Origin of the sequence: Rhodopseudomonas sp. AAP120 (genome assembly GCF_001295845.1) — a bacterium.
GTDB lineage: Bacteria > Pseudomonadota > Alphaproteobacteria > Rhizobiales > Xanthobacteraceae > Rhodopseudomonas.
This window is the reverse complement of the sequence record NZ_LJIC01000074.1, coordinates 75521-91135: the sequence shown is the minus strand read 5'-3', so window position 1 is coordinate 91135 and position 15615 is coordinate 75521. Positions and strand designations below refer to the sequence as shown.

The 15615-nt window shown below is 67.5% G+C and carries 15 protein-coding genes; 12 read left to right on the top strand and 3 right to left on the bottom strand.

The features are described 5' to 3' along the window. Nucleotides 1-3: 3 nt before the first annotated feature. Genes coxB through IP86_RS13650 form a run of 3 tightly spaced genes read left to right on the top strand, consistent with a single transcriptional unit; the run spans nucleotide 4 to nucleotide 3541 of the window. Nucleotides 4-666 carry a cytochrome c oxidase subunit II gene (coxB, locus tag IP86_RS13660; protein WP_349509532.1) on the top strand — a complete coding sequence of 221 codons (663 nt, stop codon included), beginning with the start codon at nucleotides 4-6 and terminating at the stop codon, nucleotides 664-666. Further along, nucleotides 663-3197: a cytochrome c oxidase subunit I gene (gene ctaD / locus IP86_RS13655; protein WP_054163074.1), complete on the top strand. Its 2535-nt coding sequence runs from the start codon at nucleotides 663-665 to the stop codon at nucleotides 3195-3197. Before coxB ends, ctaD begins: the two co-directional genes overlap by 4 nt. Continuing rightward, nucleotides 3194-3541, top strand: a complete 348-nt coding sequence (locus IP86_RS13650) for a hypothetical protein (protein WP_054163073.1) — start codon at nucleotides 3194-3196, stop codon at nucleotides 3539-3541. The genes ctaD and IP86_RS13650 overlap by 4 nt, the downstream gene beginning before the upstream one ends. A gap of 7 nt (nucleotides 3542-3548) precedes the next feature. Here IP86_RS13650 and IP86_RS13645 read toward each other — a convergent pair whose 3' ends face one another. Both IP86_RS13645 and IP86_RS13640 read right to left on the bottom strand, forming a co-directional pair. Continuing rightward, nucleotides 3549-4349: a sulfite exporter TauE/SafE family protein gene (locus IP86_RS13645; protein ID WP_245290615.1), complete on the bottom strand. Its 801-nt coding sequence runs from the start codon at nucleotides 4347-4349 to the stop codon at nucleotides 3549-3551. Next, a complete protein-coding gene (locus IP86_RS13640; protein ID WP_054163071.1) occupies nucleotides 4346-5857 on the bottom strand; it encodes an aldehyde dehydrogenase family protein in 1512 nt (503 codons plus the stop codon). Before IP86_RS13640 ends, IP86_RS13645 begins: the two co-directional genes overlap by 4 nt. Nucleotides 5858-6070: 213 nt before the next feature. On the opposite strand from IP86_RS13640, the gene IP86_RS13635 reads away from it, so the two are divergent. Further along, nucleotides 6071-6475 (top strand): nuclear transport factor 2 family protein, encoded by a 405-nt coding sequence (locus IP86_RS13635; protein WP_054163070.1) that lies wholly within the window; start codon nucleotides 6071-6073, stop codon nucleotides 6473-6475. Then, nucleotides 6475-7869: an NAD(P)/FAD-dependent oxidoreductase gene (locus IP86_RS13630; RefSeq protein ID WP_082363993.1), complete on the top strand. Its 1395-nt coding sequence runs from the start codon at nucleotides 6475-6477 to the stop codon at nucleotides 7867-7869. Before IP86_RS13635 ends, IP86_RS13630 begins: the two co-directional genes overlap by 1 nt. A 144-nt stretch (nucleotides 7870-8013) precedes the next feature. Here IP86_RS13630 and IP86_RS13625 read toward each other — a convergent pair whose 3' ends face one another. Beyond that, the gene (locus tag IP86_RS13625) at nucleotides 8014-8916 is read right to left on the bottom strand and encodes a LysR family transcriptional regulator (RefSeq protein ID WP_054163068.1); all 903 of its coding nucleotides are present in this window, start codon (nucleotides 8914-8916) and stop codon (nucleotides 8014-8016) included. Between the two features lie 158 nt (nucleotides 8917-9074). Here IP86_RS13625 and IP86_RS13620 point away from each other — a divergent pair, with 158 nt between their 5' ends. The 7 genes from IP86_RS13620 to IP86_RS13590 all read left to right on the top strand — a co-directional run bounded on the left by IP86_RS13620 (nucleotide 9075) and on the right by IP86_RS13590 (nucleotide 15384). Next, complete coding sequence (locus IP86_RS13620) at nucleotides 9075-10295, top strand: amino acid ABC transporter substrate-binding protein (protein WP_054163067.1); 1221 nt, start codon at nucleotides 9075-9077, stop codon at nucleotides 10293-10295. A gap of 201 nt (nucleotides 10296-10496) precedes the next feature. Further along, nucleotides 10497-11363, top strand: coding sequence for a branched-chain amino acid ABC transporter permease (locus tag IP86_RS13615; protein ID WP_054163066.1), 867 nt, complete (start codon nucleotides 10497-10499; stop codon nucleotides 11361-11363). After that, complete coding sequence (locus tag IP86_RS13610) at nucleotides 11360-12295, top strand: branched-chain amino acid ABC transporter permease (protein ID WP_054163065.1); 936 nt, start codon at nucleotides 11360-11362, stop codon at nucleotides 12293-12295. The genes IP86_RS13615 and IP86_RS13610 overlap by 4 nt, the downstream gene beginning before the upstream one ends. Beyond that, a complete protein-coding gene (locus tag IP86_RS13605) occupies nucleotides 12288-13037 on the top strand; it encodes an ABC transporter ATP-binding protein (protein ID WP_054163064.1) in 750 nt (249 codons plus the stop codon). Before IP86_RS13610 ends, IP86_RS13605 begins: the two co-directional genes overlap by 8 nt. Next, on the top strand, nucleotides 13030-13761 hold the full coding sequence (locus tag IP86_RS13600) for an ABC transporter ATP-binding protein (protein WP_054163063.1): 732 nt from the start codon (nucleotides 13030-13032) through the stop codon (nucleotides 13759-13761). The genes IP86_RS13605 and IP86_RS13600 overlap by 8 nt, the downstream gene beginning before the upstream one ends. Before the next feature lie 37 nt (nucleotides 13762-13798). Next, the gene (gene cnbZ, locus IP86_RS13595) at nucleotides 13799-14548 is read left to right on the top strand and encodes a 2-amino-5-chloromuconate deaminase CnbZ (RefSeq protein WP_054163062.1); all 750 of its coding nucleotides are present in this window, start codon (nucleotides 13799-13801) and stop codon (nucleotides 14546-14548) included. Between the two features lie 17 nt (nucleotides 14549-14565). Further along, nucleotides 14566-15384 (top strand): aspartate dehydrogenase, encoded by an 819-nt coding sequence (locus IP86_RS13590; RefSeq protein WP_054163061.1) that lies wholly within the window; start codon nucleotides 14566-14568, stop codon nucleotides 15382-15384. Nucleotides 15385-15615: the final 231 nt, after the last annotated feature.

Sequence of the window (15615 nt, the reverse complement as noted above, 5' to 3'; positions counted from 1 at the left end):
GCGGTGGCGGCGAGCGGCCTCGCCGGCTGCGCCGGGCCGCTGTCCACGGTCGATCCGGCCGGGCCGTCGGCGGCAGCGATCGCGTCGCTGTGGTGGGCGATGCTGATCGGCGCGACGCTGTTGTTCGCGCTGGTGATGGCGCTGCTGTTGTGGGTGTTTCTCAAGCCTGCGACCGATCGCAGCGCTTCGCCAAAACTGTGGCTGGTCGGCGGCGGGCTGGTGCTGCCGGCGCTGGTGCTGACGCCGCTGCTCGGCTACGGCCTCTATGTCGGCGAGAGACTCTTGGCGCATCCGCGCGCCGATGCGCCGGTGCGGATCGACGTAGAGGTGCGGCAATGGCAGTGGACCTTTCGCTATCCGGGACCGGACGGCACGCGCGTCTCGGTGAATGAACTACACTTGCCGGTCGGACGCGCCGCCGATCTGCATGTCACCACCGCCGACGTCATTCACGGCTTCTGGATCCCGCGGCTCGGCGGCAAGGTCGATGCGATCCCCGGCCACACCAATGTGGTGCGGCTGTCGGCATCGCAGCCCGGCCATTATCGCGGCGTCTGCGCCGAGTTCTGCGGCACCGGCCACACCGTGATGGATTTCGCCGTCGAGGCGCATGACGGCGACGCGTTCGAGGCCGCGCTCGATCAACTTCCCAAGGATGCCAGATGAGCGAGCCGCGCCCTGAGATGCCCGCGGCCGCAACCAGCGCGATCCGCCTGCACAAGCAGCTCGAAGCGGTGTGGGGCACGCCGCCTGGCTGGGGCCGGCTGTCGGCCGTCAACCACAACATCGTCGGCCGCCGCTTCATCCTCACCGCCTTCGTGTTCTTCGGCGTCGGCGGCGTGCTGGCGATGCTGATCCGCGCCCAGCTCGCCACGCCGCGCAGCGCCTTCCTCGAGCCCGGGCTGTACAATCAGATCTTCACCATGCACGGCACGGTGATGATGTTCCTGTTCGCCATCCCGATGTTCGAAGGGCTGGCGATCTATCTGCTGCCGAAGATGCTCGGCGCCCGCGACATGGCGTTTCCGCGGCTCGGCGCCTATGGCTACTGGTGCTATCTGTTCGGCGGTTCGATCCTACTCGTCGCGATGGCGCTCGGGCTGGCGCCGGACGGCGGCTGGTTCATGTACACGCCGCTGAGTTCGAAGGCCTACACGCCCGGCATCAATGCCGACATCTGGCTGATCGGCATCACCTTCGTGGAGATCTCGGCGCTGTCGGCGGCGGTCGAGATCATCGCCACGATCCTGAAGATGCGCGCGCCCGGCATGTCGCTCGACAAGATGCCGCTGCTGGCGTGGTACCTGCTGGTCACCGCCTTCATGATGTTGTTCGGCTTTCCGCCGCTGATCCTCGGCTCGGTGCTGCTCGAACTGGAGCGCGCCTTCGACCTGCCGTTCTTCGACGCCGCGCGCGGCGGCGATTCGCTGCTGTGGCAGCATCTGTTCTGGCTGTTCGGTCACCCCGAGGTCTACATCATCTTCCTGCCGGCCGCCGGCATGGTGTCGACTATTCTGCCGGTGTTCGCGCGGCGGGAGATCATCGGCTACACCTGGATCGTGGTCAGCATCGTGGCGCTGGCGTTCCTCAGCTTCGGGCTGTGGGTGCACCACATGTTCACGGTCGGTATTCCGCATCTGGCGCTGGCGTTCTTCTCCGCAGCCAGCACAGCGGTGGCGGTGCCGACCGCGGTGCAGATCTTCGCCTGGATCGGCACGCTGGCGGCCGGGCGGCCGCAGCTCAAGCTCCCGATGCTGTATCTGCTCGGCTTCTTCTCGGTGTTCGTGCTCGGCGGCCTCACCGGCGTGATGCTGGCGATCGTGCCGTTCAACTGGCAGGTCCACGATACGCACTTCGTCGTCGCGCATCTGCACTATGTGCTGGTCGGCGGCTTCATCTTCCCGATGCTGGCGGCGGCGTACTACTGGCTGCCGCATTTCACCGGCCGCGTCCCGCGCCACCGCCTCGGCGTGCCGGCGTTTTGGCTGATCATCATCGGCTTCAACCTCACCTTCCTGATCATGCACTGGACCGGCCTGCTCGGCATGCCGCGCCGGATCGCGACCTACGGGGCCGAGACCGGGTGGGAGTGGCTCAATCTGGTGTCGTCGATCGGCGGCTTCGTGATGGCGATCGGCTTCGCGCTGTTCACCGTCGACGTGTTCATGCATTGGCGACACGGCAAGCGCGCGCGCCGCAACCGGTGGGGCGCCGGCACGCTGGAATGGGCGATGGCGACGCCGCCGCCGAGCTACAATTTTGGCTCGCTGCCGGATGCGCGCACGCGGTCGCCGTTCGCCGATCAGCCGGAGCTCGCCAACCGGTTGGCGCGCGGCGACGGCTATCTCGGCTTCGTCCGCAACGGCTGGCTGGAAACCCTCGGCGTCGACGTGATGTCGGGCCGGCTCGACCAGATCGTGCGGCTGCCGGCGCCGACCCGGCTGCCGCTGATCACCGCGCTGCTGACCGGCGTGTTCTTCGTCGCGGTGCTGTTCAAGCTGTACTGGGTCGCGGTGCTGGCGCTGCCCGCGATCGTCGCGGCGTTTCTGGCGTGGACGCCGGGATCCGGCGAACCACAGGACCAGGGCGCACTGCCGGTCGGCAACGACGCGGCCGCGGTGCTGCACAGCGAGGCCGCGTCGCCGCCGTCGCTGTGGGCGATCGGCCTGACGCTTGCGGCCGACGCCACCGCCTATGCGTCGCTCGCTTTCGGCCTGCTGTTTCTCTGGGTAGTGGCGCCGAACTGGCCGCCGCCGGCGCTGATGGCATGGGCGCCGTGGGGCGTCGCATTGACCGCGGGAGGTACGGTGCTGGCCGGCCTCGCCAGCCTGACGGCAAGCTGGCGCGCAATCATCGGCAGCGGCCCTCGTCGCGAAGGCGCGCTGGCGACCGCGCTGATGGGCCAGGGCATGGCGCTGATCGGGCTGGTCAATCTGGTCGCCACGGTGCCGGATCCGACCCGGCATGCCTATGCGGCCACCACGCTGGTGATCCTGCTGTATGCCGGCCTGCATGTCGCGATCGGCGCCGTGTTCGCCGGCTTCGGCATCTGGCGCAGCCGCACCGGCTACGTCTCGGCGCGGCGCAGCGTCGACCTGCGCATCGGCGCGATCTGGAACGTCTACACGGCGGCGCTTGCGGTCGGCACGCTGCTGATCGTGTTCGGCCTGCCGCTGGTGATGGGAGCGCCGCGATGACGCGCTCGCCCACTCGCGCGACCTCGCTGCTGCTGATCGCCGCCGGCTTCGTGATCTGGGCGTCGGCGTTCACGCTGCTCTACGCGGCGCTGTCGGTGGGCTGCGCGTTCGGCTGGCAGGCCCGGCTGATCGGCGAGATCAGCCTGTCGCGCGCGGTGCTGCTGGCGATCTGGGCCGTGCATCTGGCGGCGCTGGTCGGGTTGCTGATCTATTGTGTGCGGCAGCCGCGCGGCGAAGCGACCGGGGGCTTCATCCGCAAGGTCGCGATCGGCTCGACCGTCGCGGCGCTTGTCGCGACGGTGTGGACCGGCGTCGCGATTCCGGCCGTGTCGCAATGCCTGTGAGGCGCAGTTAGCTCAGCTCGGCGAAGCCCTTGGCGGCGCTGATCAGGGCGATCACACCGAGGCTGACGATCGAGACGCGGCGGTGCAGCTGCTCGCTGCCGCGGCGGAAGCCGAGTTCGCCGATCCGGGTGCCGAGGAACGTCACCGGCAGCGCCAGCACCGACAGCCACAGCACCGTGGGTGTGGCGAGGCCGACCAGCGCGATGCTGACGAAGGCCGCGATCGAGGTGACGAGGAAGAACACCAGCAGCGAGGCGCGCGCCGCCACGGCGCGGAACGGCCCGGACATGTAGTACACGATCGCCGGCGGCCCCGGCATCGCGGCGAGTCCGTTGAACAGGCCGGCCATCATGCCCACCAGCGCGGTTACCGGCCGGGATGGCACATTGGCGAGCGCGAAGCCGCGGCCGAGCATCAGCACCGCGATGGCGATGATCACCGAGATGACGATGCGGGCGACCGGCGCCGGGGCGACGCTGAGCGCCAGCACGCCAAGCGGCGAGCCGATCACCGCGCCGGCGATCAGCCAGCGCAGCGACGGCCAGTGGCAGTCGCGCCGGTTGCGGCGCAGATCGTTGAGGCCGGTCAAGAGTTGCAGCAGCACCGCGATCGGCACCGCGCTGGACGGCGGCATGAACAGGCCCATCAGCGGCACCGCCGCCATCGCGAAGCCGAAGCCGGTGAAGCCGCGCAGCAACGACGCCGCCGCCACCGCCGCCATGGTCTCGGCGACGATCCGCGGCGACGGCAGCGCGCCGGCGAGGCTCGCCTGCGCGGCGGCGATCAGGTCCTGCATAATGGCGTTCACCGCATATCGATGACGACGGTCTTCTTTTTGGTGAAGTGCTCCAGCATGGCTTCCAGCGAGGCTTCCTTGCCGAGACCCGACTTGCGGAACCCGCCATAGCTCAGATTCGGCTGGATCGTCAGGTTCTGATTGACCTGGACGTAGCCGGCGTCGAGCCGCTGCACCGCGCGCAGGGCCTTGCGCAGGTCGTGGGTCCACACCGTCGCGGCGAGGCCGAAATCGCTGTCGTTGGCGCGGGCGATGACGTCGTCCTCGTCGTCCCACGGCTGCACGCAGACCACCGGGCCGAAGATCTCCTCGCGCATCAGCGGCGAATCTTCCGGCAGGCCGGTGACGATGGTCGGCTGCAGATACAGCCCGTCCTTGAGGTGACTGGCACGCGGAATCTCGCCGCAGCGCGCCACCTGCGCGCCGGCGGTGCGCTCGCCGAGCGCCAGGTAGGATTCGATCTTCGCCTTCTGCCGCGCCGAGATCACCGTGCCGATATCGGTCGCCTCATCCAGCGGATCGCCGATCACCAGCTTGGCGAGCGCGTCCTTGAGCTGCGCTATGAAGCTGGCGATCAGCGTGCTGTGCACGTAGATGCGGCTGGCCGCGGTGCAGCTCTGACCCTGGCGGGTGAAGCGCATCCCGGCGATCGCGCCGGCAATGACGCGCGTCATGTCGGCATCCGGATAGACGATCATCGGGCTCTTGCCGCCGAGCTCGAGGCTGACCGGAATGATTTTTCGCGCCGCGGTCTGGTAGATCAGTTCGCCGACCGCCTGCGAGCCGGTGAACGTCACCTTGGCGACGGCGGGATGCTCGACCAGCGCCGAACCGCAATCGCGGCCGGTGCCGCAGATCACGTTGAGCACGCCGGCCGGCAGCAGCTCGGCCATCAGCCGCGCCATCTCGATGGTGGCGAACGGCGCTTCTTCGGAGGCTTTCACCACCACCGTGTTGCCGGCCACCAGCGCCGGGGCGATCTTCAGCATCATCAGCACCAGCGGCACGTTCCACGGCAGGATCGCGGCGACGACGCCGAGCGGCTCGCGGCTGGTGTAGGTGAGGATCTGCGGATCGAACGGCAGCGTCTCGCCCTTCAGCTCCGACGCCAGCCCCGCATACATCGTGACGATGTCGATCGCGGTCGCGACTTCGCCACGGCATTCGGTGCGGATCGCCTTGCCGGTCTCCAGCGCCAGCACGGCCGAAATCACATCGCTGCGCCCAGCGATGACGCGCGCCGCCTCGGCGATCAGTTTGCCACGCTGCCGCGCCGGCGTCGCGGCCCAGCCGGGAAACGCCGCCGAGGCCGATTCGACCGCGCGGGCGACGTCGTCGGCGGTCGCTGCGGGCGCGGCCGCGAGCACCGCGCCGGTGGCGGGGTCGATCACGTCGAGCGTCGCCCCGGCCACGGCCGGAACCAGCGCGTTGCCGACCAGGTGACGGCCCTGCAGTTGCGTGAACACGTCCGACACGGCGGGCGCGATGGCGGGATTGATGCGGGTGGCGATGTTGATCATCGCATCACCTTGGCGATTGCGCCTCGCGCGCGAAGGTCCAGCCGGGGCCAAGCCGTTGGGCCAGTTAGGCCCGGGATTCTGGCCGCAGACATCGCGGCATCTGGTTCTAAGCATGGCCGATCGCTCGTGACAGCCTGCGTTCGAAGCTGCCGGCCGATCCGCGCCATCATCACGGAGACGCCCCTGTGCCCACCATGATGGAATGTCCTCGCTATGTCGGAACTTGATACTCAGCGCCTGCGCCAACTCGAACTTCTGTTCGCCGCCTTCAATCGCCACGATGGCGCCGGCGTGATGGCGGTGATGACCGACGACATCGTGTTCGACGCCGCCGCCGGCCCCGAGGCCTGCGGCCGCCGCATCAGCGGCGCCGCCGACGTCCGCGCCGCGTTCGAAGGCACCTTCGCGACCTTCCCGGATGTGAGCTGGGAATGCACCCGTCACGCCGTGTTCGGCGATCGCGGCATCTCCGAATGGATCTTCCGCGCCACCGCCAAGGACGGCTCGCGCATCGAGGCCGAAGGCGTCGATCTGTTCGGCTTCCGCGGCGACAAGATCGTCAGCAAGAGCGCGTTCCGCAAAGACCGCCCGGCGCTGCCCGCCAAGGGAGCCGCATGATGAACCGGCCGCTGAAGACGCCGCCGCTGGCGGCCTACGATCCGCATTACGACCCGCTGGTCAGCGACGGTCCCGGCCATAACCGCGACTACGCGCCGACCTATTGGCACGCCACCGCCGGCGCGCCGCCGGCCGACGACGGCCCGGTCAGCGGCGACATCGACGCCGACGTGGCGATCGTCGGCTCCGGCTACACCGGGCTCGCCTGCGCGATCTTCCTGGCGCGTGAGCACGGCCTCAAGCCCGTGGTGCTCGAAGCCAATCGCGTCGCCTGGGGCTGCAGCACCCGCAACGGCGGCCAGGGCCAGAACGCCGCCGGCCGGCTGACGCGCTCGCAATGGATCGCGCGCTGGGGTCTCGACGTCGCCAAGCGGCTGCACGCCGAAGTGCGCGACGGCTTCGAGACGTTTGAAGAGCTGGTGCGGCAGAGCCCGATCGACTGCGAGCCGCAGCGCGGCGGACATCTTTACATCGCGCATCGGCAGCGCAATCTCGACAAGATCTCGGCCGAGGCGGCGCTGCTGCGCGACACGTTCGGCGAGCAGACCAGCGTGATCGGCGCCGAGCAGCTCCGCCGCGACTATCTCAACGAGGCCGAAGCGGTCGGCGCGGTGCTGGAGCCGCTCGGCACCGGCGTGCATCCGGCCAAGCTCGCTTTCGGCTATCAGCAGATGGCGCGCGATCTCGGCGTCAAGGTGCATCCGGCGAGCCCGGTCGCGAGCATCGAGCAGCAGGGCGGCAAGCTGCATCTGCGCACGCCGGGCGGCATTGTCCGGGCCCGCGCGGTCGGCATCGCCACCGGCGCCTATACGGCGCCCGGCCTGACGCCGGTGCTGCGCGGCCGCTGCATGCCGATCCTGTCCAACTCGATCGTCACCCGGCCTCTGACCGCCGCCGAACTCGAAGCGACCGGCTTCAAGACCAAGCTGGTGCTCACCGACACGCGGACGCTGCGCTATTACTATCGGTTGCTGCCGGACAACCGCATCCAGATCGGCAGCCGCTCGTCGATCACCGGCGCCGACGCCGACGCGCCGAAGCATCTGCAATTGCTGATCGACGGCCTGCACCGCAAATTCCCGGCGCTGCAGGGAATCGAGATCGATTACTCGTGGTGGGGCTGGGTCGACGTCAGCCACGACATGATGCCGCGCATCTTCCGTCCCGATCCGCAGGCGAACCTGTTCTACGCGCTCGGCTACGGCGGCAACGGCGTGTCCTATTCGGCGCAGGCCGGCCGCCGCATGGCGCAGATGATCGCCGGCCAGCACTTCAAGGGCCAGGACCTGCCGATCTTCACCTCGCCGCTGCCGACCCACACGTTCGAGCCGTTCCGGCGCTTGGGCCAGCGCATGCTGTATCGCTGGTATCACCTCCGGGATGAGGCGGCCTGAAGCCGCTAACTCCTTAAGCACGACCTCTCCCCGTCATTGCGAGGAGCGAAGCGACGAAGCAATCCAGCGCCGCACGTGTGGCGTGGATCGCTTCGCTGCGCTCGCAATGACGATGGGGCTGGCGTGGTCGCCTCTGAGGAGTAGCTACTCCCTCGCGCTCTTCATCCGCGCCACCAGCAGATCCGCCACCATCCGGCAGGACGGCGAGATGGTGCGCGAGGCGAGTTGCACCAGCGTCACTTGCGTCGCCTCCAGCCGCGGGTCGCGGAGCGGCACTGCGACGATGCGGCCGGCTTCGATCGCCGGCATCGCGGTGTTGCGCGGCAGGAAGGTGGCGAGGTCGGTGCGCCAGGCGAGCATCTGGGCGAACGCCAGCGAATTGGTCTCGCTGCAGATCTCCAGCCTGATCTTGGCGGTGGCGCAGGCGCGGTCGACCTCCTGCCGGATGCCGAACGACGGATCCGGCACCACCACGCGCAGCCCGGCCAGTTCCTTAACGGTGCACGACTCCCGCGTCGCCAGCGGATGGGTCGGCGCCACGATCAGGCACAGCGACTGCCGCATCCGCGCCAGCTCGATCAGGTCGCGACGCGGCGCGCGGCCGAACACCAGGCCGAGATCGACCTCGTTGCGGCCGACGATCTCGGCCACCGCGCGCGAGCCGAGCACGGTGGTCGAGACGAAGATGCCCGGATAGTCGGCAGACAGCTCGATCAGGAAGTTCGACAAGAAGTTGGACAGCATGCCCTCGACGGTCGCCAGCTTGATCTGGCCGCGACGCATCGTCTCGAATTCCTGCACCCGCGCGCGGATGCCGTCGAGCAGGCTGCGATTGTCGACCGCGTAGCGATACACCAGCCGCCCGGCGTCAGTGAGTACCATGCCGCGGGCGTTGCGCTCGAACAGCTTGACCGAAAGCTCCTCCTCGATCGCCTGGATCTGCCGGCTGATCGCCGACGGCGCGATCCGCAGCGTCGCGGCCGCCTGCTTGATCGAACCGGCTTCTGTCACCTCGCGGAAATAGCGGATCGCCGCGGACTCGATCATTGCTGTATTTCCTCGTCTTTTCGCCTGCCGAAGATTGCGGCAGCGATTGGCTAACGTTCGAATTATTCGATCTAAGACTTCCAAATTCAATGCTTTTATTCGAACGGGCGGTTTGGCACAGTTGTGCCCAGCCATCATCGCCCCCTGGAGACTTCCGTATGCTTCACACGTGGGTTGCTCGCTGCGTCCGCCTCTCCGTCCCGCTCGGCCTGGCCGTGCTGGCCTCCGCAACTCACATCGCCGCAGCGTCGGCCGACGACGTGATCAAGATCGGCGCGCCGCTGCCGATCACCGGGCCGCTCGCCCCGGAAGCCATCAAGCAGCAGCAGGGCTACAATCTGTGGGCCGAGCAGGCCAACAAGGCCGGCGGCATCAATGTCGGTGGCAAGAAGTACAAGGTCGAGATCGTCTACACCGACTATCAGTCGAACACGCCGCGCGCCGTGCAGGCCAGCGAGCAGCTGATCACCCAGAACAACGTCAACTTCCTGTTCGGACCGTTCGGCTCCGGCGCCGCCAAGGCCGCCAGCACCGTCTCCGAGAAATACAAGGTGCCGACGCTGGCCGCGACGGCGTCGTCGGTGCAGGTCTACGATCAGAACTACAAATATCTGTTCGGCACTTTCACGCCCAACGACACCTTGACGACGCCGCTGACCGAGATGGTCAAGGCCAAGGTGCCGGAGGTGAAGAAGATCGCCATCCTGGCCCGCAACGACCTGTTCCCGCTGGCGATCGCCCAGGAAATGGAGAAGTCCGCCAAGGCGGCCGGCTTCGAAGTGGCGTATTTCGAGAAATACGCGATCGGCACGCTCGACCATTCGGCGACGCTGTCATCCATCAAGGCGCTGGCGCCGCAGTGGATCTTCGTCACCGGCTACACCAACGACCTGCTGCTGGTGCGCAAGCAGATGGCCGATCAGCAGATCAAGGCGCCGGTGGTGTCGATGATCGCCGGCCCGGCCTATCAGGAGTTCATCGACGCGCTCGGCAAGGGCGCCGAGAACGTCTCCAGCGCCGCCTGGTGGCATCCGGCCGCGCAATATGAAGGCAAGGACATCTTCGGCTCGACCGCCAACTTCGTGAAGCTGTTCAAGGAGAAGTACAACGCCGAGCCGGACTACGCTCATGCCTCGGCGGCGCTGTGCGGCGCGCTGTTCCAGATCGCCATCGAGAAGGCCGGCTCGACCGACCGCGACAAGGTCCGCGACGAACTCGCCAAGATGGACGTCGTCACCTTCTTCGGCCCGGTGAAGTTCGGCGCCAACGGCCAGATCAACTCGCTCGACCCGCCGGTCTTCCAGATCCAGGCCGGCAAGCCGGTGGTGCTGTTCCCGCAGGCGATCAAGCAGGGCGAATTGAAGGTCGGCGTGGAGTAAGCGTCACTGATCTGCTCGCGGCCTCTCCTCCCGTCATTGCGAGGAGCGCAGCGACGAAGCAATCCAACTCCGTGCACTGCGCTGGATTGCTTCGCTGCGCTCGCAATGACGGGGCTAAGGCCTCGTAGACACTCCGATATCTGCTTCGTCGCCACGCTGTCGACGTTCCTGCTGTCTCCCAACCCAAGTGAACCCGCACTCATGCAAGCCATCCAGATCCTGATCAACGCGCTGGTGCTGGGCAGTCTTTATGCCTGCATCGCGATCGGGTTTTCGCTGGTATGGGGCGTGCTCAACGTCATCAACCTGATCCACGGCTCGTTCATCGTGCTCGGCGGCTATCTGGCATTTATGCTGTACCAGTCGCTGCATCTGTCGCCGTGGTACGCGATCTTCATCGCGGCGCCGCTGTTCTTCGCGTTCGGCTATGTCATCCAGCGGCTGATCCTCAACCGGGTGATCACTGCGCCGGTGCTGGTGACGCTGACGCTGACTTTCGGGCTCGATCTGATCCTGAACAACGCGATGATCTACTTCTTCACCGCCGACTATCGCAAGCTGATCCTGACCCCGCCGCTCGGCTCGCTGGCGTTCGGCGGCGTGGTGGTGCCGGTCGACCGGCTGATCGCGACAGCGACCGCGCTGGCGCTCACCGGCCTTTTGTATCTGCTGCTGCGCCGCTCCAAGGTCGGCCGCGCTATCGTGGCTGTGCGGCTCGATCGCGACGCCGCGGTGCTGATGGGCGTGCACGTGCCGTCGATCTACGCGGTGGCGTTCGGCCTCGGCGCCGCGCTCGCCGGCTGCGCCGGCGTGCTGATGGCGCTGATCTTTCCGATCTCGCCGCTGACCTCCTCCACCTTCCTCGGCAAAGCCTTCGTGGTCTGCGTGCTCGGCGGCCTCGGCAGCGTGTCGGGCGCGCTGGCCGGCGGGCTGCTGCTGGCGCTGGTCGAGAGCGTCGGCGCCACCTATCTCGGCCCGGCGCACGCCACCACGCTGTCGTTCCTGCTGCTGATCATCTTTCTCGTATTGCGCCCGCAGGGCCTGCTCGGCCGAAAGGGCTTCGAATGACCCGCAGCCACGTCGCTCTCCTGATCCTGATCGCCTGCGTGGCGGCGCTGCCGCTGTTCGGCGGCGCCTATGCGCTGCGGCTCGGCACCATCGCCTGCATGTATGCGGTGCTGGCGCTGTCGTGGAACATTGTCGGCGGCTTTGCCGGCTATCCGTCGTTTGCCACCGCGGCGTTCTTCGGCTTCGGCGCCTATTGCACCGGCGTGCTGATGGGCAAGGGCGTGCCGATGAGCCTGGCGCTGATCGTCTCCGGCGTGCTGGCGCTGCTCGCCGCTGGGCTGCTCGGCGCCATCCTGTTGCGGCTGCGCGGGCATTATTTCGCGATCGCCAGCCTGTCGCTCGCCGAGGTGCTGCGCGAACTCGTCAACAACGCCACCGACCTGACCGGCGGCGGCATGGGGCTGAATATCCCGCTCACCTCCGGCGCCGGCGTGATGGCGGAGGCGACTTATTATTTCTACACGATGTGGGGCGTGATGCTGCTCACCGCCCTGATGGTGATCGCGGTTGCCAACTCCAAGCTCGGCTTCGCGCTCAACTGCATCCGCCAGAACGAGACCGCGTCCACCATGGTCGGCCTCAACACCACGCTCGCCAAGGCAGCCGCGTTCGGCCTGTCGGCCTGCTTCGTCGCGGTCGCCGGCGGCATTTACGCCGCCTGGGTGCACTACATCGATCCGTCGGACGTGTTCGACATTCTGTATTCGGTGAAACCGATCGTGATGGCGCTGATGGGCGGGCTCGGCTCGCCGCTCGGGGTGGCCTGCGGCGCGTTCCTGTATCTCGGGCTCGAGGAAGTGGTGTGGCGCAACTACACCCACATCCACACCGGCGTGCTCGGCGTCTTGATCGTGCTGCTGCTGCTGTTCCTGCCGCACGGCCTGACCTCGCTGCGTGCCGATCGTCTGTGGCGGAGGACCAAGCATGTCTGAGTTGCTCCGCCTCACCGGCGTCTCGCGCCGCTTCTCCGGCCTGCAGGCGCTGCGTGACGTCAACCTGTCGGTCGCGCGCGGCGAAGTGCTCGGCCTGATCGGGCCGAACGGCGCCGGCAAGACCACGTTGGTCAACACCATCTGCGGCGTCACCCCGGCCAACACCGGCACCGTCCTGTTCGACGGCAAGGACATCACCAGGATCAAGACCTATCAGGCCGCCCGGCTCGGGCTGTCGCGCACCTTCCAGATCGTGCAGCCGTTCGCCGAATTCTCCGCGCTCGACAACGTCGCGGCCGCCGCGCTGTTCTCGCAGCCCGGCGCCAGCCTGAAATCGGCGCGTGAAGCTGCGCGCGAGCATCTCGCCTTCGTCGGCCTCGAGGCGCAGGCCGAGCAGTCCGCCGCGACGCTGACGCTGGCGATGCGCAAGCGGCTCGAACTGGCGAAAGCGCTGGCGATGAAGCCGAAGCTGCTGTTCCTCGACGAGGTCAATGCCGGCCTCAACAGCGCCGAGGTCGAGCGCGCCACCAAGCTGATCCATCAGCTCGCCGCCGGCGGCATCACCATCGTGATGATCGAGCATCTGATGAAAGTGGCGCTGAACGTCTGCACCCGCATCGTCGTGCTGCACAACGGCCACCCGATCGCCGACGGCCCGCCGCGCGAGGTGATCAGCAATCCGGCCGTGGTCGAGGCTTATCTCGGCCAGCAATACGCGCAACGGACCGCCCGCCATGGTTGACAATCTGATCCTCGAAGCCAAGGGACTCGATGCCGGCTATGGCGAGATCCAGGTGCTGTGGGGCGTCGACATCGCGGTGCGCCGCGGCGAGATCACCGCGCTGATCGGCTCCAATGGCGCCGGCAAGACCACGCTGATGCGGACGCTGTCCGGCCTCGTCGCGGTGCGCGGGGGAGAGTATCGCTCCGAGGGCCACGACCTCGCCGGCCGCAGCGCCGCCGAGATCTTGTCGCACGGCATCGTCCATGTGCCGGAAGGCCGCCGGCTGTTCGGCGCGATGAGCGTCGAAGAGAATTTGCTGATGGGTGCGTATTTGCGCAGCGCCAGCCGCGCCGAGATCAGGCAGGACCTCGACCAGATCTACACGACGTTCCCGCGGCTGCGCGAGCGCCGCAATCAGCAGGCCGCAACGTTGTCCGGCGGCGAGCAGCAGATGTGCGCGATCGGCCGCGGCCTGATGAGCGCGCCGCTGCTGCTGATGATCGACGAACTCTCGCTCGGCCTGTCGCCGCTGCTGGTCGAGCAGCTGGTCGAGGCGCTGCGCACGCTCAACAAGGACGGCGTCTCGATCCTGCTGGTGGAGCAGGACGTCACCATCGCGCTCGATCTGTGCGACCGCGCCTTCGTGATGGATATGGGCCGCATCGTCCGCGAGGGCTCCGGCGAGGAGCTGCTCGCCGATCCGATCGTCCGCGACGCCTATCTGGGCGTGCTGCAGGAATAAAAATCTCAAGCTTCACTTGCTGATCGAAAGAGGAATCATGATCGAGACCGTCGAAGCCCCGAACAGCGGCTATCGCTACATGCTGGGCGTCTTCCAATATTCCTGCGGCATCGCCGCGCTGCCGGGCTTCGCGATCGAGCGCGTGCGTTTTGCCAATCCGGTGCCGCTGAAGCAGGGCTTCGCGAAGATCGCCGAGATCCTGAAGGAAGCCGGCAGGCCGCTGACCGCGTTCGGCGCCTGTGAATTGCGCTCGCCCGCGCCGTTCACCGAACAGGGTTTCGTCGACTTCAACGAGGTCTACATCAAGACGCTGGTCGACTGGGGCATCATGCAGGATCGCACCAACCCGATCGCGCGCAGCAATGTCTGTCCGGCGATCGATCCGCCGGCGGAGCCGAGCTTCTACGCGTTCTCCTACACGGTGCCTGCCGAGAACGCGCCGAAGTCTTTCGTGATCGCCGGCAGCGGCGAGGCGCCCGAGGGTAAGGGCAATTATCGCGACCACACCGTCGCGCTCGGCGACACCAGCCCGGCCGGCCTGCAGAAGAAGGCGCAGTTCGTGCTCGGCGAGATGGAGCGGCGGATGAGCGCGTTCGGCGGCACCTGGGCCGACATCACCGGCGCGCAGCTCTACACCGTGCACGACATCCATCCGTTCCTGGAGAGCGAACTCGGCAAGCGCGGCGTGTTCCGCCACGGCCTGACCTGGCACTTCAACCGCCCGCCGGTCGAAGGCCTCGACTACGAGATGGACTGCCGCTGCGTGCATCGCGAGCGCGTGGTCTGAGCCGGAAGGACGAACCGATGAGAAGCAGCCGAGCCCCGCAACGCGTCGCCATCGCCGGGCTCGGCGCCATCGGCGCCGCGATCGCCCGTGAACTCGATCGCGGCCTGGACGGATTGACGCTGACGGCGGTCGCCAGCGGCAGCCCCGACAAGCATCGCGATTTCCTCGCGACGTTCGCGGCGCCGCCGGCCGCGGTGCCGGTCGATCAGCTGCACGAGCATGCCGACGTGGTGATCGAGGCCGCGCCGGCCAAGCTGCTGCGCGCGATCGTCGAACCTTTCGTCAATCGCGGTAAGAGCGCGATCGTGCTCAGCGCCGCGGCGCTGCTGCAGCACGAGGACCTCATCGATCTGGCAAAGGCGAACGGCGGCCAGATCATCGTGCCGACCGGCGCGCTGATCGGCCTCGACGCGGTAACGGCCGCCGCGGTCGGGACCATTCACTCGGTGCGGATGATCACCCGCAAGCCGGTCGACGGGTTGCGCGGCGCGCCGTTCATTGTCGACAACGGCATCGACATCGACCATCTGCGCGAGCCGCTCAAGCTGTTCGACGGCAGCGCGCGCGAGGCCGGCAAGGGCTTTCCGGCCAATCTCAACGTCGCCGTCGCGCTGTCGCTCGCCGGCATCGGCCCGGACCGCACCATGGTGGAGATCTGGGCCGACCCGAGCGTCACCCGCAACACTCACCGCATCGAGGTCGACGCGGATTCGGCGCGGTTCTCGATGACCATCGAAAACATCCCCTCCGACAACCCCCGCACCGGCCTGATCACCCCGCTGTCGGTGATCGCCCTGCTGCGCAAGCAGGGCGCCGCACTGCGGGTAGGGACTTAAGCCTCAGCCGCGCCGATATGCCGCCTTTTGCCGGACGCCGGCGCAGGCGATAATTCCGCCTCGGAGAATCGGGCCCGCGATCCGGGCCCGGTTGCCCGGTTGTCGGCCGCTGGTCCTTGCCCTTGCATCGCCGATGCAATCCTGCACACGCTGCCTGTCTCCGAAGCCGAGCGTCCTGCGCCCGGAGTCTGTCGCCTTTTGCACGGGGCGGCGTGTCTTGTACCCAGGGAG